Annotated in this window: 23 protein-coding genes; 8 read left to right on the forward strand and 15 right to left on the reverse strand. The window is 73.5% G+C overall.

Features of this window, described 5'->3' with window-relative positions; genetic code table 11:
- Nucleotides 1-56 precede the first annotated feature (56 nt).
- The 3 genes from EF879_RS06980 to EF879_RS06990 form a co-directional block, all read right to left on the reverse strand.
- On the reverse strand, nucleotides 57-488 hold the full coding sequence (locus EF879_RS06980) for a thioesterase family protein (RefSeq protein ID WP_123555992.1): 432 nt from the start codon (nucleotides 486-488) through the stop codon (nucleotides 57-59).
- Nucleotides 489-564: 76 nt separating this feature from the next.
- The gene (locus EF879_RS06985) at nucleotides 565-906 is read right to left on the reverse strand and encodes a cupin domain-containing protein (RefSeq protein ID WP_199736193.1); all 342 of its coding nucleotides are present in this window, start codon (nucleotides 904-906) and stop codon (nucleotides 565-567) included.
- A 32-nt stretch (nucleotides 907-938) separates the two neighbouring features.
- Nucleotides 939-1,463, reverse strand: a complete 525-nt coding sequence (locus tag EF879_RS06990; protein ID WP_233604282.1) for a YbaK/EbsC family protein — start codon at nucleotides 1,461-1,463, stop codon at nucleotides 939-941.
- Nucleotides 1,464-1,648: 185 nt separating this feature from the next.
- Between EF879_RS06990 and EF879_RS06995 the strand changes: the two genes are divergently transcribed.
- The gene (locus EF879_RS06995) at nucleotides 1,649-2,041 is read left to right on the forward strand and encodes a VOC family protein (protein ID WP_123555994.1); all 393 of its coding nucleotides are present in this window, start codon (nucleotides 1,649-1,651) and stop codon (nucleotides 2,039-2,041) included.
- A gap of 161 nt (nucleotides 2,042-2,202) precedes the next feature.
- Entirely contained in the window at nucleotides 2,203-3,228 is a 1,026-nt protein-coding gene (locus tag EF879_RS07000) for an ion transporter (protein ID WP_233604283.1), read from the forward strand.
- Nucleotides 3,229-3,322: 94 nt separating this feature from the next.
- Here EF879_RS07000 and EF879_RS07005 read toward each other — a convergent pair whose 3' ends face one another.
- The 4 genes from EF879_RS07005 to EF879_RS07020 form a co-directional block, all read right to left on the reverse strand.
- Nucleotides 3,323-4,348 carry an NAD(P)-dependent oxidoreductase gene (locus EF879_RS07005; protein WP_370375466.1) on the reverse strand — a complete coding sequence of 342 codons (1,026 nt, stop codon included), beginning with the start codon at nucleotides 4,346-4,348 and terminating at the stop codon, nucleotides 3,323-3,325.
- An 18-nt stretch (nucleotides 4,349-4,366) separates the two neighbouring features.
- Nucleotides 4,367-4,945 carry a TetR/AcrR family transcriptional regulator gene (locus EF879_RS07010; protein ID WP_123556000.1) on the reverse strand — a complete coding sequence of 193 codons (579 nt, stop codon included), beginning with the start codon at nucleotides 4,943-4,945 and terminating at the stop codon, nucleotides 4,367-4,369.
- A 227-nt stretch (nucleotides 4,946-5,172) separates the two neighbouring features.
- Complete coding sequence (locus EF879_RS07015; RefSeq protein ID WP_123556001.1) at nucleotides 5,173-7,239, reverse strand: 3-hydroxyacyl-CoA dehydrogenase NAD-binding domain-containing protein; 2,067 nt, start codon at nucleotides 7,237-7,239, stop codon at nucleotides 5,173-5,175.
- Between the two features lie 49 nt (nucleotides 7,240-7,288).
- Nucleotides 7,289-8,482 (reverse strand): thiolase family protein, encoded by a 1,194-nt coding sequence (locus EF879_RS07020; protein WP_123556003.1) that lies wholly within the window; start codon nucleotides 8,480-8,482, stop codon nucleotides 7,289-7,291.
- A gap of 229 nt (nucleotides 8,483-8,711) precedes the next feature.
- On the opposite strand from EF879_RS07020, the gene galE reads away from it, so the two are divergent.
- Complete coding sequence (gene galE, locus EF879_RS07025) at nucleotides 8,712-9,728, forward strand: UDP-glucose 4-epimerase GalE (RefSeq protein ID WP_123556005.1); 1,017 nt, start codon at nucleotides 8,712-8,714, stop codon at nucleotides 9,726-9,728.
- A 119-nt stretch (nucleotides 9,729-9,847) separates the two neighbouring features.
- Here the strand turns inward: galE and EF879_RS07030 are convergent, their stop codons facing one another.
- Nucleotides 9,848-11,167 carry a ribonuclease D gene (locus tag EF879_RS07030; protein ID WP_123556007.1) on the reverse strand — a complete coding sequence of 440 codons (1,320 nt, stop codon included), beginning with the start codon at nucleotides 11,165-11,167 and terminating at the stop codon, nucleotides 9,848-9,850.
- A gap of 111 nt (nucleotides 11,168-11,278) precedes the next feature.
- On the reverse strand, nucleotides 11,279-11,851 hold the full coding sequence (locus EF879_RS07035; RefSeq protein WP_123556009.1) for a DUF3000 domain-containing protein: 573 nt from the start codon (nucleotides 11,849-11,851) through the stop codon (nucleotides 11,279-11,281).
- 147 nt (nucleotides 11,852-11,998) lie between these two features.
- On the opposite strand from EF879_RS07035, the gene hemE reads away from it, so the two are divergent.
- The 3 genes from hemE (at nucleotide 11,999) to hemQ (ending at nucleotide 15,308) form a co-directional block, all read left to right on the forward strand.
- The gene (gene hemE, locus EF879_RS07040) at nucleotides 11,999-13,090 is read left to right on the forward strand and encodes a uroporphyrinogen decarboxylase (protein ID WP_123556011.1); all 1,092 of its coding nucleotides are present in this window, start codon (nucleotides 11,999-12,001) and stop codon (nucleotides 13,088-13,090) included.
- Between the two features lie 92 nt (nucleotides 13,091-13,182).
- Nucleotides 13,183-14,595, forward strand: coding sequence for a protoporphyrinogen oxidase (gene hemG / locus EF879_RS07045; protein WP_233604341.1), 1,413 nt, complete (start codon nucleotides 13,183-13,185; stop codon nucleotides 14,593-14,595).
- Nucleotides 14,592-15,308 (forward strand): hydrogen peroxide-dependent heme synthase, encoded by a 717-nt coding sequence (hemQ, locus tag EF879_RS07050; RefSeq protein ID WP_123556015.1) that lies wholly within the window; start codon nucleotides 14,592-14,594, stop codon nucleotides 15,306-15,308. The genes hemG and hemQ overlap by 4 nt, the downstream gene beginning before the upstream one ends.
- Nucleotides 15,309-15,359: 51 nt before the next feature.
- Here the strand turns inward: hemQ and EF879_RS07055 are convergent, their stop codons facing one another.
- The 3 genes from EF879_RS07055 to msrB all read right to left on the reverse strand — a co-directional run bounded on the left by EF879_RS07055 (nucleotide 15,360) and on the right by msrB (nucleotide 16,821).
- Nucleotides 15,360-15,878: a GNAT family N-acetyltransferase gene (locus EF879_RS07055; RefSeq protein ID WP_123556017.1), complete on the reverse strand. Its 519-nt coding sequence runs from the start codon at nucleotides 15,876-15,878 to the stop codon at nucleotides 15,360-15,362.
- A 118-nt stretch (nucleotides 15,879-15,996) separates the two neighbouring features.
- Nucleotides 15,997-16,257: a Prokaryotic metallothionein gene (locus tag EF879_RS07060; protein WP_123556019.1), complete on the reverse strand. Its 261-nt coding sequence runs from the start codon at nucleotides 16,255-16,257 to the stop codon at nucleotides 15,997-15,999.
- Nucleotides 16,258-16,392: 135 nt separating this feature from the next.
- Complete coding sequence (msrB, locus tag EF879_RS07065; RefSeq protein ID WP_123556021.1) at nucleotides 16,393-16,821, reverse strand: peptide-methionine (R)-S-oxide reductase MsrB; 429 nt, start codon at nucleotides 16,819-16,821, stop codon at nucleotides 16,393-16,395.
- 178 nt (nucleotides 16,822-16,999) lie between these two features.
- On the opposite strand from msrB, the gene EF879_RS07070 reads away from it, so the two are divergent.
- Together EF879_RS07070 and ligD are read left to right on the forward strand one after the other, a co-directional pair.
- Nucleotides 17,000-17,488, forward strand: a complete 489-nt coding sequence (locus EF879_RS07070) for a hypothetical protein (RefSeq protein ID WP_148086373.1) — start codon at nucleotides 17,000-17,002, stop codon at nucleotides 17,486-17,488.
- 14 nt (nucleotides 17,489-17,502) lie between these two features.
- Nucleotides 17,503-18,540, forward strand: coding sequence for a non-homologous end-joining DNA ligase (gene ligD / locus EF879_RS07075; RefSeq protein WP_123556025.1), 1,038 nt, complete (start codon nucleotides 17,503-17,505; stop codon nucleotides 18,538-18,540).
- 152 nt (nucleotides 18,541-18,692) lie between these two features.
- On the opposite strand, the gene EF879_RS28600 is transcribed toward ligD, so the two are convergent.
- The 3 genes from EF879_RS28600 to EF879_RS07090 form a co-directional block, all read right to left on the reverse strand.
- Nucleotides 18,693-21,014: an LLM class flavin-dependent oxidoreductase gene (locus tag EF879_RS28600; RefSeq protein WP_123556027.1), complete on the reverse strand. Its 2,322-nt coding sequence runs from the start codon at nucleotides 21,012-21,014 to the stop codon at nucleotides 18,693-18,695.
- Between the two features lie 289 nt (nucleotides 21,015-21,303).
- The gene (locus tag EF879_RS07085; protein ID WP_123556029.1) at nucleotides 21,304-21,639 is read right to left on the reverse strand and encodes a helix-turn-helix transcriptional regulator; all 336 of its coding nucleotides are present in this window, start codon (nucleotides 21,637-21,639) and stop codon (nucleotides 21,304-21,306) included.
- A gap of 123 nt (nucleotides 21,640-21,762) precedes the next feature.
- Nucleotides 21,763-22,230 carry a GNAT family N-acetyltransferase gene (locus EF879_RS07090; RefSeq protein ID WP_123556032.1) on the reverse strand — a complete coding sequence of 156 codons (468 nt, stop codon included), beginning with the start codon at nucleotides 22,228-22,230 and terminating at the stop codon, nucleotides 21,763-21,765.
- Nucleotides 22,231-22,264: the final 34 nt, after the last annotated feature.

The following is a 22,264-nucleotide window of genomic DNA, read 5'->3' on the forward strand; positions in this document are numbered from 1 at the left end:
CACGCCGCCGGGGCGCAAGCCGTCGGTTGGCGCGCGTGGCAATCTTTGCCGAGTTGTCAGACAGCCGTTTTCACGGTAGCTGTTCGGGCGTCGAGTCGTGCCCGGAATCGCTCGGCGTTGATCACCGCCCGGCGGTGTGTGCCTCGGCAGACCGTGGCGGCGTCGTCGCGGGCATGGACGGTGAAGGTGAGCTGCCTACCCTCGACGGCGGTCAGCTCCGCGTGGACGGTGAGCGTCGCCCCGGGCGGTGTGGGTGCCTCGTGGCTGAGGTCGACGTGCACGCCGACGGTCTGTTCGCCGTTCTCGAGGTGCCCGTGCAGGGCGCGCATGCAGGTCCATTCCACGATGCCGACCAGGTAGCCGGTGGCCAGGACCGCAGGGAGGGCGGCGAAGTCGTCGGATTCGGGCAGAAGGTACGGGACCGTGCGCTCGGCAGGTACCACATAGTCCAGTTGCGCGGTCAGTCCCGGGCGCAGTGAGGCGCGCATGGTGGCTCTCCTGTCTCACATGGTCGTGTCGGAACCCCACGCGGGTCAGTCCCCGGTGGCGATGACGCCGGCCTTCTCAATCATTCAGTACGGTGCTGCGGACGGGGACGACGGGTCGGTGCAGCATACCGGCCGGGACGGTGAACGCCTGGCGGGGACCGAGCTCGACGGTGTCGGCACCCTCCGGCTCAATGCGGAACAGCCCGTCCAGGACGAAGAAGAACTCGTCCTGTTCGTCGTGCTTGTGCCAGTGGAACTCGCCCTGCATCACGCCCAGCCGCACCCAGACATCTCCGACGTGGATGAGGGTCTGGTTGTACCAGGGCTCGTCGACCTGGTCAATCAGCGCTTGGACGTCCATCATCTGGAGTGCGGAGAACAGCGGCTGATAATGGATGGCGTAGTCCGTCTGCGACACGGGTTCCTCTGTTTCTGGGGAACGGCCCTGGGTCAGTTCGCGGTGGTGATGGGGGCGATACGCGGAGCAGCCAGACGTACGTAGTCGTCGGTGGCCAGGGCGATCGAACGGTCCAGCCGGGCCGCGTTGAAGTACAGCTCCGGTATCCGCAGCAACGCTGGATCGGCGATGAGTTCGAGGTCGGGGTGGTAGCTGATGGGCAATACGGTGCTGCTCACGCTGCCGGCCAGTTCCTCGGCCTTGTCCCGGCCGGCGAAGGCGACGTAGGTGCCACCCAACAGCGTCTTGACCGCCTGGAGGTCCAGCCGGGCGTCACCCGGCACCACGGCGAGCACGTACCGGGTCCGTTTCTTGCCAATCTTGACCATGACGACGAGGCACTTGGCGGCACACGCGACATCGTGCCCGCGCAGTGCGCTGACCAGGTCGGTACGCCCCTCGGGCGGATGGTCGATCAGTCGATAACGTGCTCCCGCGGCGTCCAGATCTGCGATGAGACGCTCGTAGAGTTCCAGACCCTCGGGTGCCGCCACGGCGCCGCCCAGCTCACCAGTCACCGCTCAGCAACTCCTTGGCAGGGTTCGGCTCGCTTGCCCGGATCGCTCCGACGTGCGATGCTCTCCGGCGTCAGCCTGGATGTGAAGGGAGGTGCGGTCGATGGTTGTCCTGTCCTGTCCCGCGCCTCGGCACCGGTCCCGCTGACGCTCGCACCGAGGCGCACACTCCCATCCGGAGGATCACTGTGACCTCGTCTATTCACAATGTCAGCTTTGACTGCGCGGACCCGTACGCTCTGGCCGGCTTCTGGGCGGAGGTGCTGGGCCGTCCCCGGCACCCGGAGGACCAACCGGGGGACCCGGAGGCGGTCCTGCCGGCGCCGGACGGCGTCGGCCCGACCGTCTACTTCCAGCGTGTACCGGAGCCGAAGACGGTGAAGAACCGGGTACACATCTGCCTCCAGCCGACCGACCGGACCCGGGACGCCGAGGTCGAGCGGCTGCTCGGCCTCGGCGCGACCCAGGTCGCCGACCACCGGCGCCCGGACGGCACGGGCTGGGTGGTGCTGGCCGACCCGGAGGGCAACGAGTTCTGCGTGGGGCGCAGCGCGGCCGAGCGGGCGGCGGCTGCCGGCTGAGCGCAAACGCGACGTCCGGTCGCGCACCGTGGCGTCTCCCCGGCCGCCCCGGCATGTCGCCGGGGCGGCCGTCGTCCGTGCCCGGTCGTCCCGGCGCCGGCGGGTGGGACACGAACTACGCTGTCCAGCCGACACACCACAATCCACTGAGGAGTGCCAGCGTGGACGAGAGGGCACCAGGATCGTCCCGGCGACTGCGGGAGCTCGGGGCGCGGGTGGCCGGCCGGTGCGGGCGGATCGTCGAGGCCGACTGGTTCACGAGCGTCTCGTTCGCGCTGATCATCATCAACGCACTCACGCTCGGTGTCGAGACGTACGACCAGGCGGTCGCCCGGGCCGGGGAGGTCCTGCTGGCCGTCGAGCGCACCTGCCTGGCCCTGCTCGTGGTCGAGCTGGCGCTGCGGTTCGGCGCCCACCTCACCGCCCCCCGCGGCTTCTTCCGGGATGCCTGGAACCTCTTCGACCTGGCGATCGTCTGCGCCCCGCTGCTGCCCGGGGTACGCGAGAGCATCACCCTGCTGCGCCTGGTCCGGCTGGCGCGGATCGTCCGCGCGGTACGGCTCTTTCCCAGCCTGCGGGTGGTGATCGGGGGCGTGCTGCGCAGCCTGCCGGGGCTGGTCGGCTTCCTGCTGGTCGCGACCCTGACCATCTACCTGTACGCCATGGTGGGCTGGATGGCCTTCGGCGACGTCTATCCGGAGAAGTACGGCACCGTCGGCCGGGCGATGCTCACCCTGTTTCTGCTGCTCTCGCTGGACGGCGTCACCGACGCCCTGGAGGCGGGTCGGTCCGTCTCCGAGTGGAGCATCGTCTACTACGGCTCCTACATCGTCCTGGCGTCGTACCTGCTGACGAACCTGCTGGTCGGCATCGTGGTGAAGGCCCTGGAAGAGGCCCACCAGGCGGAACGGCCGGAGCGGGGCCGGCGCGGGCCGGGCACCGTCCCGTCCGTCGAGGCCGGGGCGCCGGCCGGTCCGGCCCCGGCGGCGGCGGACGGCTCCCGGGCCGGGCCGGACCGCTCTCGGGAGTCCACCGACCTGGACGCCCGGCTGCGCGAGTTGCGTGCGGCCCTCGACGCCCTCGAGGCCGAGCTGGGCCGCCGGTCCCGGGCGCACAGCACCGGCTCCGGCCGTGCCGTCGGGCGCCGCTCGAAGTCCGCCCGGAAGGCGGCCAGGGTACGGGTCTGAGGATGAGGGGAAGGGCCGGATCGGGCCCCGGTACGAGGCGGGGCGGTGGGCCGGGGCACGGACCCGCCGCCCCTGGACTGCGGCGCGCGGGCGGCTAGCTGTCGAAGCTCGCGAAGTAGCCGGCTGCCATGTCCTTGTCGCCGTGGCCGCGTTCGGAGGCGCGGACGAAACGGGCGTGGCCCGCCTCGACCAGGTCCATGCGAACGCCGGCGCGCCGGGCGGCCTCGAGGACGAGCCGGGCGTCCTTGGCCGCGTTGTCCACCGAGAAGCTGGCCGTGTAGTCGCCGGAGAGGACGGCGGCGGACTTGCTCTGGAAGTATCCGCTGTCCATCGGGCCGCCGCTGACGACCTCGACAAAGTGCGCGGGGTCGACGCCGAGGCCCTTCGCGAGGGCGAGGGCCTCGCCGACACCGTGGGTGAGGGCGATGACCCAGGTGTTGAGGACCAGCTTGAGGCGGCTGGCGGCGCCGCTCTCGCCCTCGTCGGCCACCCACAGCGTCCGCTTGCCGATGGCGTCGAAGAGCGGGGTGAGCGTGTCGCGTACCTCGGGCGCGGCGGCCGCCATGACGACGAGCTGGCCCTGTTCGGCGGGCTGGCGGGTGCCCTGCACCGGGGCGTCGACGAAGACCAGGGAGTGGTCGCGGGCGAACGCGGCCAGCGACTCGACGGCGTCGCCGACGGTGCTCAGCTGCACCCAGATGGTGCCCTCGGCGAGCGAGGGCGCGGCCGCGGTGACGGCCTCCAGCACGGCTGGGCCGTCCTTGACGACGGTGAGCACGATCCCGGCTCCCTCGACGGCCTCGGCGGCGGTGTCGGTGACGTGCACCCCGTGGTCGGCGAGCGGTTCGGCCTTGGCGCGGGTGCGGTTCCAGGCCCGGACCGGGAAGCCGGCCCGGGCGAGGTTGCGGGCGACCGGGAAGCCGATGATGCCGGTGCCGAGGACGGCGACGGTCGGCTTTGGTGCGGTGCTGGTCATGAGTGTGTTCCTCCAAGAGGGATCGGGCGGTCCGGGCGGACCGGGAGTAGTCGGGACGTCAGGTCGTTCGGCGATTCGGCCGTTCTGGACTATTCGGAAATAATCGGGGCAGCCCGCGGCTTCCGTGTCACACCACCGGCCCAGAGACGCGACGCCACCGGCTCAGAGCGCTGCCAGCGTCGTGTCGACGATGCCGGTGAGGGTGCGCCGGTCCGCGGTCTTGCCCAGGATCCTCAGGCCGTACATCGCGTTGAGGACGAACTGCGCGAGCGCCCGCGGATCCTTCTCCGCGCCGATCTCACCATCCCGCTGGGCACGGGCGAGCGCGCCGTACAGCGCCTCTTCCACCCGGCCGAAGATGCGGCGTACCTGTGCGGTGACGTCCGCGTCGAGTCCGGCCAGCTCCACCGCGGCGTTGACCGCGAGACAGCCCCGGCGCCCGTCCCGGGCGGCGGTCTCCTCCTCGACGATGGTCATCATCACCGCGCGGATCCGCTCCCGGATCTCCCCGGGCCCGTCGAGGATCGCCTCCTGCCGGGTCGTCCACTGCTCCTCGTAGCGCCGGAGCACCTCCTGGAAGAGGTGGTGCTTGCTGGCAAAGGCGTTGTACAGGCTGCCGCGTCCCAGTCCGGTGCTGTCCACCAGGTCCTGCGCGGAGGTCGCCGCGTACCCCTTGCGCCAGAAGGCGTCCATGGCGGCGTCCAGGGCGCGCTCGGGGTCGAACTGCTTGGGGCGGGCCATGCGGCGAGGATAGCAGTTTCTGGAATGATCAGTCAAATATGCGGGTGTGGTACGCCGCTGTTCGGCGCCGGGACGTCTCGTCTGCCCCCGCCCGAGATGGGTCGTTGCCGGGCCTGGACGTCGGCGCTGTCACCGTCCGCACGGCCCCGGCGCGGGGCCTCGGCGATGCCGTCGACCGTCGGCGGCGCTGCGGGGCCGGCACCGGCCCCGCAGCGCCGCCGGGACGGTCACGCGGGAAGGGTGGCGACCCCCGGCGGGAGGAACCGACGACCGGTGACCCGTTCGGCGGTGCCGGTCCGGTCCAGGTACGGCGTGATCCCGCCCAGGTGGAACGGCCAGCCGGCGCCGAGGATCAGGCAGAGGTCGATGTCCTGCGGCTCCGCGACCACACCCTCGTCGAGCATGATCCGGACCTCTTCGGCGAGCGCGTCGAGGGCACGCTGCCGAACCTCGTCGGCGGACAGCGGGGTGTCCCCGACCTCCAGCAGCGCGGCCACCTCGGGGTTGAACTGGTCGTCGACCAGCAGCGGCTTGCCCGACTCGGCGATCCGGCGCAGGCTCTCGCGCACCGTGAACCGCTCCGGGAACGCGGCGTGCAGGGTCTGCCCCACGTGGTACGCCACCGCCGGCCCGACGAGCTGGAGCAGCGCCAGCGGGCGCATCGGCAGCCCCAGCGGGTCGAGCGCGCTGTCGGCGACCTCCGGCGGGGTGCCGGCGTCGATGGCGGCGAAGATCTCCCCGAGGAAGCGGGTGAGGAGCCGGTTCACCACGAACGCCGGGGCGTCGGCGACCAGTACGCAGGACTTGCGCAGTTCGCGGCCGACGGCGAAGGCGGTGGCGAGGGTGGCGTCGTCGGTCCGGCCGCCCCGGACGATCTCCAGTAGCGGCAGGACCGCGACCGGGTTGAAGAAGTGGAAGCCGACCACGCGCTCCGGGTGCTCCAGGTCGGCGGCCATCGCGGTGACCGAGAGCGAGGAGGTGTTGGTGGCGAGCACCGCCTCCGGCGAGACGATCTTCTCCAGCTCCGCCCAGACCTGCTTCTTCACCGCGAGGTCCTCGAAGACCGCCTCGATGACGAAGTCCGCGTCGGCGAAGACGCTCTTGTCGACCGAGCCGCTGACCAGGCCCCGCAGCGTGGCGGCCGTACCCTCGGTGAGCCGGCCCTTGCCGACCAGCTTGTCGATCTCGGCGTGGACGTACGCCACGCCCTTGTCCACCCGCGCCTGGTCCAGGTCGGTCAGCACCACGGGCACCCGGAGCCGGCGTACGAAGAGCAGCGCCAGTTGCGAGGCCATCAGGCCGGCGCCGACCACCCCGACCTTGGTCACCTTTCGGGCCAGCCCCTGGTCCGGGGCGCCGACCGGGCGCTTGGCCCGGCGCTGCACCAGGTCGAACGCGTACAGGCCGCTGCGCAGCTCCGGGCTGAAGATCAGGTCGGCCAGTGCCTCGTCCTCGGCGGCCGTGCCGGTGGCGAAGTCCGCGTCCTTCGCCAGCGCCAGCAGCTCCAGCGCCCGGTACGCGGCCGGCACCGCCCCGTGCAGCTTGTCGTCGAGCATCTTGCGGGCGAAGTAGAGCACTCCGTCCCACATCTCCCGGTCGACCTCGGGGCGGGTCACCTCGATCTCGCCCCGGACCACCCCGGCGGCCCACTCCACCGAGCGCTCCAGGAAGTCGGCCGGCTCCAGCAGCACGTCGGCGATGCCCAGTTCGGCGGCCTGCTCCGGCTTCAGCATCCGGTTCTGCGTCAGCGGATTCTGGATCACCACCTGGGCGGCTCCGGCGATGCCGATCAGGTTCGGCAGCAGCTGGGTGCCGCCCCAGCCGGGGACCAGCCCGAGCGAGACCTCGGGCAGCGCCAGCGCCGAGGCGCCGCGGGAGAGGGTCCGGTAGTGGCAGTGCAGCGCCAGCTCCAGGCCGCCGCCCATCGCCGCGCCGTTGACGAAGGCGAAGGTCGGCACCGGGCTGTCCCGTAGCCGGGCGAAGACCCGGTGCCCGAGCCGACCGATCTCCCGGGCCTGGTCGCGGTCCGCGATCAGCGGCAGGCCGGTCAGGTCCGCCCCGACGCAGAAGATGTACGGCTTGCCGGTGACCGCGACGAACGCCGGGTCGGCGGCGAGCGCCTCGGTGATCGCGGTGTCGAGGCTGGCCAGTCCCGCCGGGCCGAAGGTGTTCGGCTTGGTGTGGTCGAAGCCGTTGTCCAGGGTGATCAGTGCGGCCGGCCGGTCCAGGCCGGGTACGGCGACCAGCCGCAGCAGCGCGCGGGTCACCACCTCGTTCGGGTTCTCCAGGCTCACCTCGTCACCGTCCGTCCGTGCCGCGGGGTTCGCGTTCGGGGCATCCGCTTCACTTCGCACCCTCCCAGGTGGGGTTCTCCCAGATGACCGTGCCGCCCATGCCGATGCCGACGCACATCGCGGTGAGGCCGTACCGCACCTCGGGGTGCTCGGCGAACTGCCGGGCGAGCTGGGTCATCAGCCGCACGCCGGAGGAGGCGAGCGGGTGGCCGATGGCGATCGCCCCGCCCCACGGGTTGACCCGGGGGTCGTCGTCGGCGATGCCGAAGTGGTCGAGGAAGGCCAGCACCTGCACGGCGAACGCCTCGTTCAGCTCGAACAGGCCGATGTCGTCGATGGTCAGGCCGGCGAGTCGCAGCGCCTTCTCGGTCGACGGGATCGGGCCGAGACCCATCACCTCCGGCTCGACGCCGGCGAAGCCGTACGAGACCAGCCGCATCGCGACCGGCAGCCCGAGCTCCCGGGCGACCTCCTCGGCGGCGAGCAGGCTGGCCGTGGCGCCGTCGTTGAGCCCGGCCGCGTTCCCGGCGGTGACCCGGCCGTGCGGCCGGAACGAGGCCTTCAGGGCGGCGAGCTTCTCCATCGAGGTGTCCCGGGGCGCCTCGTCGACGGTGGCCAGCCCCCAGCCGGTCTCCGGGTCGCGGGTGGCGACCGGCACCAGGTCGCCCTGGAGCTTGCCGTTGGCGTACGCCTTGGCCGTCTTGACCTGCGAGGCGAGCGCGAACGCGTCGGCACGCTCCCGGGTGATGTGCGGCAGCCGGTCGTGCAGGTTCTCCGCGGTGTCCCCCATCACCAACGCGGAGGGGTCGACGAGCTTCTCGGCCAGGATCCGCGGGTTCGGGTCGACGCCCTCGCCCATCGGGTGTCGACCCATGTGTTCGACGCCGCCCGCGATGGCGACGTCGTACGCGCCCATGGCGATCCCGCTGGCCACGGTGGTGACCGCGGTCATCGCCCCGGCGCACATCCGGTCGATGGCGAAGCCCGGCACCGACTTCGGGAGCCCGGCGAGCAGGGCGGCGGTACGGCCGAGGGTGAGGCCCTGGTCGCCGATCTGGGTGGTGGCGGCGATGGCCACCTCGTCGACGCGCTCGGGCGGAAGCTGTGGGTTGCGCCGCAGCAGTTCGCGGATGCAGCGGATCACCAGGTCGTCGGCGCGGGTGTGCGCGTACATGCCACCCGCCTTTCCGAACGGGGTGCGGACGCCGTCGACGAAGACGACGTCCCGGACTTCACGGGGCACTGGAGCCTCCTTCTCGACCGCGGTTCGGCCTCGGCACCGCCCGGACGGCACCACGACCGACCGATCGCCGGCACGGGCGGGTACGTCGGATGCTACTAGCCGGTAACTATGCCAGTCCGGACCCCCGCTGTGGTCCGGGACACACCGTCCCGGCGTCGGGTCATTGGACGGTCGGGTAGGTTGACCGCGAAACGCGGACAGACCAGTAGGCCGGGCGGAAGGATCAGGTGTGAAGGTACTGGTGGCGGGTGGCGCCGGGTTCATCGGCAGCACGGTGGCGTCAGCCTGCCTGGACGCCGGCATCGAGCCGGTGGTGCTGGACAACCTCAGCACCGGGCGGATCGAGTTCACCCGAGGGCGGATCTTCTACCAGGGAGACATCGCCGACGGGGAGCTGTTGGACCGGATCTTCGCCGAGCACCCGGATATCGACGCGGTGGTGCACGCGGCGGCGCTGATCGTGGTGCCGGAGTCGGTCGCCGAGCCGCTGCGCTACTACCGGGAGAACGTCGCCAAGTCGATCGACTTCATCGAGCACGTGCTCCGCAACGGGGTGCACCGGTACGTCTTCAGCTCCTCGGCCTCGATCTACCGCACCGGGGAGGACTTCTCGGTCGACGAGGACTCCCCGCTGGAGCCGGCCAGCCCGTACGCCCGGACCAAGGCGGTCATGGAGATGGTCCTCGCGGACGCCGCCGCGGCCACCCCGCTGCGGGCGCTGTCGCTGCGCTACTTCAACCCGATCGGCGCCGACCCGAAGCTGCGGACCGGGCTCCAGACCGCCCGCCCGACGCACGCCCTCGGCAAAATGATCGGCGCCTACGAGAACGGCGAGGAGTTCCTGATCACCGGGACCGACTGGCCGACCCGGGACGGCTCCGGCATCCGCGACTACGTGCACGTCTGGGACCTCGCCCGGGCTCACGTCCAGGCGCTGCTCAAGTTCGACGAGATCCTTCCCCCCGACGGCGGGCGGTCGGTCGAGGTGATCAACCTCGGTACCGGGGAGGGGACCACGGTGCGGGAGCTCGTCGCCGCGTTCACCGAGGCCGTCGGGCCGTTGCGGGTCGGCGAGGCCCCGCCCCGCCCCGGCGACGGCGCCGGCTCGTTCACCCGGAGCACCCGGGCCCGGACCCTGCTCGACTGGAAACCGGAGTTCTCCATCGCCGACGGCATCCGGCACTCCCTGGCCTGGGCCCGCAAGCGCACCGAGGTCCTGGGCCCGGACCCGGTCGCGGACGAGTAACCCGTCCCCGGCACCCGCGCCGCCGCGCGGTGCCCGGCGGCGCGCCGGAGCCCGCCAGGGGGGCCGTGCCGGGGCGGCCGGCGACGGCGCGCCGGAACCGCCCCGGCCGGCCCGCCTGGTCAGGCCGGGTCGACCAGGGCCGCGGCCAGCTCCTCGGCGATCAGCCCCACCTGCCAGCTGCGGGCGCCGTAGCCGCGCAGCGTCTCGGCGACGGTCTCCGCGGTGACCTCCTCCGGCGGGATCCAGGCCAGGCGACGGACCGAGTCCGGGGCGATCAGGTTCTCCGGCGGCACCGTGTGCGCGGCCGCGATCCGGGTCACCACCTCCCGGCACCGGGCCAGCCGGGCCGCCGCCACCGGGTCCCGCTCCGCCCACCGGTGTGGCGGAGGCGGACCCTCGACGGCCGGGGCGACCGGCAGCGCGTCGTCGGGCAGCGCCCGGGCCTCGGCGAGCGCGTCCAGCCAGACCCGGGCGAGCCGGCGGACCGAGCGACCGCCGAAGCCGGGCAGGGTCAGCAGCGTCCGTTCGTCCTTGGGGTCCAGCTCGGCGGCGGCGATGATCGCGGCGTCCGGCAGGACGCGGCCCGGGGCGGAATCGCGTCGGGCGGCGATCGCGTCCCGGGCGTACCAGAGGGACCGGACCCGGGCCTGGGCCCGGGCACCCCGGACCCGGTGGATACCCGAGGTACGCCGCCACGGGTCGGGGCGCTGCCGGGGCGGCTGGGCGCCCGAGGCGACGAGCGCGGCGAACTCCTCCGCCGCCCACTTCTCCTTGCCCTGCCGCTCCAGCTCCACCGCGAGCGCGTCCCGCAGCTCGACCAGGAGCTCCACGTCCAGCGCGGCGTACGTCAGCCAGGACTCCGGCAGCGGCCGACTGGACCAGTCAGCGGCGGAGTGGTGCTTCTCCAGGGTGTAGCCGAGCAGCTGCTCGGTCAGGGCGGCGAGGCCGACCCGCTCGAACCCGGCGAGCCGGGCGGCCAACTCGGTGTCGAAGAGCCGTCGCGGACGCAGGCCCACCTCGGCCAGACAGGCCAGATCCTGGCTGGCCGCGTGCAGCACCCACTCGGCGTCGGCGATCGCCTCGTCGAGGGCGCTCAGGTCGGGCAGGGGCAGCGGGTCGATCAGCGCCGTACCGGCCCCGGCCCGGCGCAGCTGCACCAGGTAGGCGCGTTGGCTGTAGCGGTACCCGGAGGCGCGCTCGGCGTCGATCGCCACCGGGCCGGTGCCGGCGGCGAAGCGGGCGACGACCTCGGCGAGGCGGGCCGGGGTCTCGACGGGCGCGGGGGTGCCGTCACGCGGGGTGAGCAGCGGTACGGGCCCGCCGGGCGTTGGGTCGGGCCCCACGGTCTCGGACACCGGCGCGGACGCCGGACGGCTGTGCGGCTCGTCCCCCGCTCGGCGTTGTGCGGCCCGACGGCGCAGGGGTGGTTCGTCGGTCACCTGCCAACCCTAGTCTTCGTCCGGATCACTCTGTGGCAGCCGGTCCGGCGAGTCGGGCCCACTGCGATTCCTGGGGCCGCTGGGACGGGCGAGACGCCGCCACGGCCCAGGTCAGGCCGCGCCCGCCGGGCGGGAGTGGGGGAGCAAGGTCACCCCGGGCGGCGGGAGCCCGGCGGTGGAGGCCAGCAGCGTGCACCAGGCCTGCAGGTGGGCTCGCAGGTCGTCGTCGACCGGTGTCCAGGAGGCCCGGATCTCGATGTCCCCGGCGGCGGGTGGCCCGGCCAGCTCGCCGAACCGGGTGGACATCGTCTGGGTGACGGTGCCGCCGAGCGCCCGGTACGCCGCGTCCCAGGCGTGGAGCGCGTCGGTCAGCCAGGTCCAGCCGACGCCCGGGAGCAGTGGGTCGGCGGCGAGGTCGACCTCCAGGTCGGCGGTGACGTAGGTGACCAGCCGCAGGGTTCCCTGCCACGCCTCGTGTCCGGCGGGGTCGTGCAGCAGGATGAGCCGCCCGGTCGCCACCGCCTCGCTGGCGCGGTACACGGTGGCACCGAGTGCGAAGGCGTACGGGGCGAGCCGCTGCGGGGCGCCGACCTCCTCGAGGACGATCTCCTCGCGCGGCACCGCCGAGCGCAACCCCGCCACGGCGCGGGCGAAGGTCTCGGGCTGGACGATCGGGGGCGCCATATCCGCAGCCTAAGCCGATCGTCCGCGGCGCGGGGGAGCGCCGCGCCGAGGTCGGGGACGCGTCGCCGGGCGACGAACCGGGCCGGAAAGCCGGCTACGCCACAAAACCGGGCGCTGCGCGTCGCCGCCCCGGAAGCGCGTGGCACGATGGCGCCGATGAGCACCGCGAGGACGGGCACCGCCGCCCGAGACGAGAAATCGGCCCGTTCCGGACCAGCCGAGTCGCCGTTCGTCCGGGCCTGCCGGCGCCAGTCGGTGCCGTACACCCCGGTCTGGTTCATGCGGCAGGCGGGCCGGTCGCTGCCGGAGTACCGCAGGGTACGCGACGGTATCGGGATGCTGGAGTCCTGCCGCCGGCCGGATCTGGTCGCCGAGATCACCCTCCAGCCCATCCGGCGGTACGGCGTCGACGCGGCGATCCTCTACAGCGACATCATGGTGCCGCTCGTGGCGGCCGGGGTGGACCTGGACATCGTGCCGGGCACCGGCCCCGTGGTGGCCGAACCGGTGCGGACCATCGAGGATGTGGCCCGGATCCGGCGCATCGACCCCGGCGACGTCTCCTTTGTGGACGAGGCGGTCCGGCTGCTCGTCGCCGAACTCGGCGCCACCCCGCTGATCGGCTTCGCCGGCGCGCCCTTCACCCTGGCCAGCTACCTGGTCGAGGGCGGACCGTCCCGCACCCACGTCCGGACCAAGGCGTTGATGCACGGCGCTCCCGACGTCTGGCACGCGCTGCTCACCCGGCTGGCCGAGATCACCCTCGCCTTCCTCCGGGTCCAGGTCGGGGCGGGCGTCTCCGCGGTGCAGCTCTTCGACTCCTGGGCCGGAGCGCTCTCCGAGGCCGACTACCGCCGCTTCGTGCTGCCGCACTCGGCGGCCGTGCTCGGCGGCCTCGCCGACACCGGCGTACCCCGCATCCACTTCGGGGTCGGCACCGCCGAGCTGCTCGGCGCGCTCGGCGAGGCCGGTGCGGACGTGGTCGGGGTCGACTGGCGTACCCCGCTCGACGCGGCGACCGTGCGGATCGGCCCGGACAAGGCGGTCCAGGGCAACCTGGATCCGGCGGTGCTCTTCGCACCGTGGCCGGTCGTCGAGGCCGAGGTGCGGCGGATCCTCGTCGAGGGGCGAGCCGCCCCGGGTCACGTGTTCAACCTCGGTCACGGGGTACTCCCGGAGACCGATCCCGACGTCCTCACCCGGGTGGTCGCCCTGGTCCACGAGGCGTCCGCGGGCTGACCGGGGAGGGGTGGGGACGCGTGAGCGAGCGGAGCGAACGGACCGGAGGCCGGGGAGCCGACGACGGGGCCCGGGAGGGTGTCCGGGTCGCGGTGGTCGGAGGCGGGATCGCCGGGTTGGCCGCCGCGGTCCGGCTGCGTGACCGGCTTCCCGCCGGGGCCCGGATCACCGTGTACGAACAGTCCGGCGCCCTCGGCGGCAAGCTCCGCACCGGCTCCCTCGCCGGCGCGACGGTCGAGTTCGGCGCCGAGTCGTTCCTGGTCCGCGACCCGGCCGGCGGGGACTCCGCCGCGGTCGCGCTGGCCCGTCGGGTCGGGCTCGGCGACGCGCTGGTGCACCCGGCCACCGGGCGGGCGGCGCTGGCGATCGGCGGCGAGCTGCGACCCGTCCCGCCGGGGACCCTGGTCGGCGTACCCGGTGACCTGGCCGCGGTGGCGGCGGTGGCCCGGCCGGAACCGGAGCGGGACCACGACGACGGCCGGCCGCTGCTCGGCCCGGACGAGGACGTCACCGTCGGAGACCTGGTCCGGCGCCGGCTCGGTGGCGACGTGGTCGACCGACTCGTCGACCCGATGCTCGGCGGCGTCTACGCGGGTCGCGCCGACCAGCTCTCGCTGGCCGCCACGATGCCGGCGTTGGCCCGGGCGGCCCGGACCGAGCCGACGCTGACCGGCGCGGTCCGGGCCGCCCAGGCCGCGGCTCCCCGCCCGCCGGGCGGGCCGGTCTTCGCCACCGTGACCGGCGGGATGAGTCGGCTGGTGGCGGCCGCGGCCGAGGCGAGCGGCGCCGAGATCCGGTTGAACGCGGCGGTCCGGGAACTGGTCCCGGTCTCCGGCGGCTGGCGGTTGGTGGTCGGCCCGGCGCGGGACCCGGAACTGGTCGAGGTCGACGCCGTGGTGCTGGCCCTGCCGGCCCGCCCCGCCGCCCGGCTGCTGGCCGGGGTCGACGTCGCGGTCGGCGCCCTGGTCGGCCGGCTCGACTACGCCAGCGTGGCGCTGGTCAGCTTCGCCCTGCCGGCCCGGGCCGCCGAGGCACTTCCCGCGGACCTCTCCGGCTTCCTGGTGCCCGCCGGGGAGGGGACTCTGATCAAGGCGGCCACCTTCTTCACCACGAAGTGGCCGCACCTGCGCCGGCCGGACGGCACCCTGCTGGTGCGCGCCTCCATCGGCCGGTACGGCGAGGAACACCTGCTGCACCGGTCCGACGACGAGCTGGTCTCGGCCGCGCACCGGGAACTCGCCGACCTGGTGGCGGGGGCGGGAGGCGGCGTCCCGCTGCCGGAGCCGGTCGCCAGCCACGTGCAGCGGTGGGGTGGGGCGCTGCCCCAGTACACCCCCGGTCACCTGGACCGGGTCGCCGCCGCCCGGGCGGCGCTGCGGAACGCGTACCCGACCCTCACGCTGGCCGGTGCCGGCTACGACGGGGTGGGGATTCCGGTCTGCGTCCGCTCGGGCGAGACCGCGGCGGAGGACATCGTCAAGGCATGGGAAGCAGCGAGACCATGAGTGTGGAACAGAACCCGGCGCAGACCAACGCGGCCCGGCTGCGGGAGCTGAACGAGACCATCCGGTACACCATGTGGTCGGTCTTCCGGGCCACCGGCCCGCTGCCGCAGCCGCGGGACGGCCTCGTGTCCGAGGTCGAGACGCTCTTCGCGGAGCTGGCCGGTAGGGACGTGGTGGTCCGGGGCACCTACGACGTCTCCGGGCTGCGGGCCGACGCCGACCTGATGGTCTGGTGGCACGCGCCGTCCAGCGACGCGTTGCAGGACGCGTACGGGCGGTTGCGCCGCACCGTCCTCGGCCGGCACCTGGCGCCGGTCTGGTCCCAGCTGGCGCTGCACCGGCCGGCCGAGTTCAACAAGAGCCACATCCCGGCCTTCCTGGCCGGCGAGACGCCCCGGGCGTACCTCTGCGTCTACCCGTTCGTCCGCTCGTACGAGTGGTACCTGCTGCCCGAGGCGGAGCGGCGGGAAATGCTGGCCGAGCACGGCAGGATGGCGCGGGGCTACCCGGACGTGCGGGCGAACACCGTGGCCTCGTTCGCCCTCGGCGACTACGAGTGGATGCTCGCGTTCGAGGCCGACGAGCTGCACCGGATCGTGGACCTGATGCGTGAGCTGCGCGCCGCGCGGGCCCGCCGGCACGTGCGCGAGGAGGTGCCGTTCTTCACCGGCCGGCGTCGCGGGATCGGCGACCTGGTGAACGACCTCCCGTAGCCGACGCACACCCCCGCGTCGCCCGCCCGGGCGTGGGCGGGCGGCGGGTCGTCAGGCGCCGGAGCGGTCCGCCGACCCGACGACCGGGTCGCGGCGCATCGGTACGTGCGGGATGCCGTCCTCGACGTACTCGGGCCCGCTGGGGGTGAAGCCGAAGCGGGCGTAGAAGCCGACCAGGTGGGACTGGGCGGCGAGGACGCACGGCCGGGAGCCGACGACGGTCAGCGCCTCGGTCATCAGCCGCGCGGCGAGACCCTGGCCCCGGGCGTCCCGGGCCACCACGACGCGCCCGATCCGGGCCACCCCGCCCGGTTCCCCCGCCCCGCCCGGCTCGGCGAGCAGGCGCAGGTACGCCACGGGACGGCCGTCCCGGGCGAACCACAGATGCCGGGTGCCCGGCTCGACGTCCCGGCCGTCGATCTCCGGGTACGCGCACTCCTGCTCCACGACGAAGACGTCGACCCGGAGCCGCAGCAGGTCGTGCAGGGTCCGGGCGGGAAGGTCGGCGAAGGAGGCGACCCGGAACTCGAGTCGGCCCGAGGCGGCCGTCTGCGTCGTCTGCGTGGGCACCCCGCGATGGTAGGCGGGGCGGAGCGCCGGTCGGTGAGCGGGCGGGCCGCGAACCCCGGAGTGATCACCGGCGACCCGGCCCGGCGACGATGCCGGGTGGGCCGACGGGGCCGGGCGATCAGGCCGGGTGGACGCCCACGGTGTCGCGGATCTGCGCCCCGCGTTCGCCCTCGACCTCGCGGGCGCAGTGGGCGCCGCAGAAGAACCGTCCGGCGACCTCGACGCCGTGGCCGAGGATCCGGATCCCGCAGTGCTCGCAGATCGGCGCGAGCCTGTGGGTGGCGCACTCGAAGGAGTCGAAGGTGTGGACGTCGCCGCTCACCGTCCGAACCTCGAACGCCATCCAGTAGTCGTTGCCGCAGACCTCGCAGGTCGCCATGGCAGCCCCCCGTCTCGCCGCATCTGTCGGCAGCGTGCCTCATCGTCGGGATCCGGGCAACCGGAACGCCGAAACCTCCGACGAGTCGCCCGCCCGGGAGGGGCCGGCCGCCGTGCGGGTGGCCGTCAGGCGGGGCTACTCCGGCTGGAGTCGCATGCTGATCGAGTTGATGCAGTACCGGGCGTTCGTCGGGGTGAACCCCTCGCCGTCGAACCGGTGCCCGAGGTGCGAGTCGCAGCGCGCGCAGCGCACCTCCGTCCGGACCATGCCGTGCGAGCGGTCCTCGAGGTAGCGGACCGCCCCGGGCAGCGCCCGGTCGAAGCTCGGCCAGCCGCAGTGCGAGTCGAACTTGGTGTCGCTGGAGAAGAGCTTCGCGCCGCAGGCCCGGCAGTGGTAGGTGCCGGGGGTGGTGGTGTGCACGTACTCCCCGGTCCAGGGGCGCTCCGTTCCGGCCTGGCGCAGCACCCGGAACTCCTCCGGGGTGAGCCGGACCCGCCACTCCTCCTCGGTGGTGGGGAGCCCGCTGTCCTGGTCGAGCGGGAGATTCCTGTCGTCGGCAGCCATGTCTCCACGGTACGGCGACGATCTTCGACCCGGTAACCGACCGGCGGGATCGCCCGTACGCCGGCGACCGCCGGGCCGTCGTGCACGGTGGGTGATTACCGGCCGCCCGCCGAGTCGTTGACAGGACATGCGGGCGGCCATCGAGCCGGGCGGATCCGGACGGCGGCACCATCTGCCGGTGCTGGCGGAGTACCGGCTGACCTGGCGCCAGGCGCTGGTACACGGGCTCCGTACGGGCGGGCTGGGCAGCGGGCTCGTGCTCGCCGCCATCACCCTGGTACCCCCGCAGCGGGACCTGCCGGAGGCGGTCTGGCTCCTCATCCTGGCACCGCTGCCGGTGGGCCTGCTCTGGGGGGTCGTCGTCCGGTTCCGGGTCCGCACGACGCTGGACGGTTCCGGGGTACGAAGCCGGACGTACCGGTCGGGGGACCGCGTGCCGTGGCGATACGTGGTCGACATCCGGGCGGAGCGGCGTCGCGGCCGTACCGTCGTCGCCGTCTACCTGGGCGACGGCGCGGTGCTACGGCTGGGCGCCCCCTACGACGGCGGGCCGCTCGACCGTGACCCCCGCTTCGAGCAGAAGCTCGTGGTGATCGCCCAACTGTGGGAGGCGCACCGATACGGCAACCTCCCGGACGCGGACGGCCGGCCGGTGTCGGCGCGGTGACATAGGGTCGGCCCATGGCTGGTGGTGCCGCCGGGAAGGGGGAGCCCCTCGAGGTCGAGGTGGCCGGACGCACCGTGCGGCTGAGCAGCCCGGACCGGGTCTACTTCCCGCAGCGGGGCTTCACCAAGAAGGACATGGTCGACTACTACCTGGCGGTCGGCGACGGGATCCTGCGGGCCCTGCTGCACCGGCCGACGGCGTTGCAGCGCTTCCCCGAGGGGATCGAGGGGGAGATGTTCTACCAGAAGCGGGTGCCGGCCCGGGGCGTGCCACCGTGGCTCGAGACCGCGACGATCCGGTTCCCGAGCGGCCGGAGCGCCGACGAGCTCTGCCCGGCCGACCTCGCCCACGTCGTGTGGGCCGCCCAGATGGGGACAGTCGTCTTCCACCCGTGGCCGGTGCGCCGCGCGGACGTCGACCGACCGGACGAGCTGCGGATCGATCTCGACCCGCAGCCCGGCACCGACTTCGCCGACGCCGTGGAGGCGGCCGGCGAGGTGCGGGCGCTGCTCGACGAGGTGGGGGCGGTCGGCTGGCCGAAGACCTCCGGCGGCCGGGGCGTCCACGTCTACCTGCGGATCCAGCCCCGCTGGACGTTCACCGAGGTACGCCGGGCCGTGATCGCCCTCGCCCGGGAGGTCGAACGCCGCCGTCCCGAGCTGGTCACCACCTCCTGGTGGAAGGAGGAGCGAGGCGCGAAGGTCTTCCTCGACTACAACCAGATGGCCCGGGACCGGACCATCGCCTGTGCCTACTCGCTGCGGGCCAACGCCCGGGCCACCGTCTCCACGCCGGTCACCTGGGACGAGCTGCCCGACGTCGAGCCCAACGACTTCGACCTGCGGACCGTGCCGGAGCGGTTCGCGAGGATCGGTGACCCGCACGCCGGGATCGACGACGCGCCGTGGGACATCACCCCCCTGTTGGAGTGGGCCGACCGCGACGACCGGGACGGTCGGGGCGGCGACCTGCCGTACCCGCCCGACCACCCGAAGATGCCGGGGGAGCCGAAGCGGGTGCAGCCGTCCCGGGACCGCGACCGCCGGGGCTGAGCCGCCACGCCGGGCGAATCTCCCGTTCCGAGCAGCGCGCCGACGGCGGCCCGCCCTCTCGGACGGGCCGCCGGCACCGGCGTTCGCGCCCCGGCCGCCGACACCGGGCCGTCTGGGCGATTCGCCGAGTCGGCCCGGTGCCCGTGGGTGCGTCACGCGGCGGCGGGGCGGGGAGCCGCGGCGGCGTCAGCGCCGGCCGGAGGGATCGGGAAGTTGCGGTTGAAGACGTTGTCGGGGTCGTACGTCGCCTTCAGCGCGCGGAGCCGTCCGAGGGTCGGTTCGGGCCAGGCGTCGCGCAGCCGCGCCGGGTCGGTGTCGGTCTCGAAGTTGAGGTACATGCCGTCGAGCTGCGGGCGAAGGTCGGCCCAGTGGCGCTCGAACTCCGCCGTCCGGCCCGGGGCGCCCGCGGCGATCAGGGAGAAGTTCTGGCTCCGGTGCGGGTACGCGGTGGCGTCCCGGGGCACGTCGTTGACCGCTCCGCCGACCGAGCGGAGCTGCACGATCGGCACGGTGCCGGAGCGGATCATCCGCTCGACCGATGCTGCCGCCTCCGGGGTGAGGTGCGCCAGCAGCCCGCTGTGGGTGGTGTCGAGCCCCTGACCGGTGTGCCGGTTGCGGTGCGGTACGACGAGCGCCGGGTACGGTACCGCCTGGGCACGCTGACCGAGGATCGGGCCGATGCCCAGGAACGGGCTGAGTACGTCCCGCGCCGCTGCCACGTCGTCGTCGGCGTACACGAGGGTGGCCTGGGCCACGGCCGGGTTCGGGCCCCGGCCGGGGACGAGCGAGAGGAAGCTGGTGAGTTCGCGGGGGGCCGCCTCGACCAGCTTTCCCCACCGCTCGAGCAGGTCGGCGGTGTCGGTGGCGTCGGCGATGAGGGTGGCGTGGACGACGGTGTCGAGCTCGTACGCCTCCAGGTCGAAGGCCGTGACGACGCCGAAGTTCCCGCCGGCGCCGCGGATGGCCCAGAACAGGTCGGGATGGTGGGTGGCGTCGGCCCGGACGATGCGGCCGTCGGCGAGGACGATCTCCGCGGCCCGGATGTGGTCGATGGTGAGACCGTACCGGCGGGCGAGGTAGCCGATCCCGCCGGCGGTGGCGAGGCCGCCGACGCCGACGTCACCGTAGTCCCCGGAACTCATGGCGAGGCCGTACGGGGCGAGAGCCTGGGCGACGTCGCCCCAGCGGGCACCGGGTTCGAGGCGGATGCGTCGGGTCGCCCGGTCGAGGACCTCGACCCGGTTCATCCGCGACAGGTCGATGACGGTCCCGCCGTCGTTGGTGGAGCGGCCGCTGATGCCGTGGCCACCGCTGCGGACCGACAGCGGGCCGGGCCGGCTACGGGCGTACCGCACGGCCTCGGCGACCTCGGCGGCGGTGCCGGGGCGCAGGACCAGCGCGGGAGAGCCTCTGCGGAGGTAGCTGTGCCGGACCCGGTCGTACTCGCGGTCGCCGGGTCGGACGGCGGTGGCGGACAACGTCGCGGGCAGCCCGTCGGCGTCGACATCGGGCCGGGGCACGGGTATGGCCGGTTCCCCTACGGGTCGGGCCGGCCGGGCCGCGGCGGTGCCGGTGGCGCGTTCCCGGGCGACGGCCTCACGGAGCGCGGGGGCGACCTCCTGGCCGAAGGTCTGGATCAGCCGGGGGTCGTCGCCGCCGACGAGGAAGGCGCTGAAGCCCTCCTCCAGGACCAGCGGAAGGAGTTCCTCGACCCACTGTGCCGGCGGTCCCTGGAGGAACCCGCGGCTCGCGGCGGAGAACTCGACCCGGAAGAGGTTGAGCAGCCGACGGATCTGCCGCGGATCGCGGCCCGCCGTGACCGCGGCCTCGTCGATGAGGCGGTTGGCCGTCCGGCGGTCGGGCCGTCCGGCGCGGCCGAGCAGGTTGAGGGTCGGTAGCCAGCCGTCGGCCTTGCGCCCGGTCAGCGCCAGGGCACGGGGCTGGTACGCGCCGAGCCAGATGGCGATGTCGTGTGGCGGCATCGGACCGCGGGCCATCCCGGGCACCGGGTAGTGCTCACCCGATCCGCGGAGCGGCCCGCGTGCCGGGTCGGACCAGACCTCGCGCAGGATGTCGATCGCCTCGTCGAGCGCCGCCAGGCTCTGTCCCGGGGTCAGCCGGCGTCCGCCCATCCCGGCGATGCCGTCCCAGAACGCGCCGGCTCCGAGGCCGAGTTCGAACCTGCCGCGCGAGAGCAGGTCCAGGCTCGCCGCGGCCCGGGCCAGCATCGGCGGTGGGCGCAGTGGCAGGTTGAGCACGTTGGCCGAGACCCGAAGCCGCCGGGTACGGGCGGCGACCCAGCTCAGCAGGGTCCAGGTGTCGAGGAACTCGGCGTTGTACGGGTGGTCCTGGAAGGTGGCCAGATCCAGTCCGGCCGCCTCGGTCAGCTCGGCCAACGCCACCACCCGGTCGGGGTCGTGCGCGGTCGGCGTGATGAACGTGCCGAACAGCAGGTCATGTCCGTAGTCAGGCATCACTCTCTCCTCGCGCCGACGGGCGGCTTCGGCCCGTCTTCGATAGTACTAGAACACTCGAACTATCGAACTCTCTTCCTCGGGCCCCGACCGACCTGTCGAGCGGCGGGTGCGGGCACGCGGCGATGGCGATCGCGAAGGGCGGCAGGCGCGGGGAGGGCGGCGACCCCGGGCGGGTCCGGGCGGAGGGCGGCGCCGGCGATGGGGTGACGACGCCGGGGCGGGGGAGAGGGGGTGCCGTGGCCCGGGCGGGCGCGGACGGTCGAGGTCGACCGTCCTGGTTGGTCGGTCAGGAGGTGGCGGACGCGGGCCGGACCAGCTCCCGGGCGTTCGCCAGGACCACGTCGAGAAGCCCCGGAAAGCGGGCGTCCAGGTCGGCGCGGCGCAGGACCGGGCGGATGTGCCGCCCGTCTCGTCGGTGTTCGAGGATGCCGGCGTCGCGCAGGATGCGCCAGTGGTGACTGGCGGTGGACTTGGAGACGTCCGGGAGCAACTCGCCGCAGCTGAGTCCCGCCTCGGGCGCGGCGGCGAGCTGGGCCACCACCCGCAGGCGCAACGGGTTGGCCAGGGCCTCGAGGACGGCGGGGAGGCTCAGCTGTTCCCGGGTCGGGGCGGCCGCGTTCATCGTTCGAGTATAGGCGAACTGTTGTCTCGCCGGCCGGCTCGTGCGGCGCGGTTCGTCGACGTCCCGAGCCCTCGGCGTCGGTCCGCCACCGTCGTCACGCCGACCGGGGCACGCCGCCCGCCCTCAGAGGATGAGCTTCATGCCCTCGTGGGTGGCCTGGAACCCGAGCGACGCGTAGAAGCGGTGGGCGTCGGCGCGCCGCTTGTCGGTGGTGAGCTGGACCAGGCCGCAGCCGCGCTCCCGGGCCTGGTCCACCGCCCACGTGATCATGCGTCGGCCGATCCCGCGGCCACGCAGGTCTGAGCGGACCCGGACCGCCTCGATCTGGAGCCGTTCCGCGCCGCGCCGGCTCAGCGAGGGGATGAAGGTGAGCTGCATCGTGCCGACCAGCTCTCCGTCGCGCTCGGCCACGACCAGCTCGTTGCGCGGATCGGCGTCCACCGCCTCGAAGCCGGCCCAGTAGGCGGCGTCGATCTCCTCGTGCACCGGAGGACCCGACTCCCGGGCGGCACCGATCTCGTCGTCGAGCAGCATCGCCACGATCGCCGGTACGTCGGCCCGGCGGGCCGTACGGAAGATCAGCTCAGCCATGTCCGACAGCCTGACACAGCGGGGCCGGGCCGAC

Origin of the sequence: Micromonospora sp. HM5-17, assembly GCF_003762835.1 — a bacterium.
Lineage (GTDB): Bacteria > Actinomycetota > Actinomycetes > Mycobacteriales > Micromonosporaceae > Plantactinospora.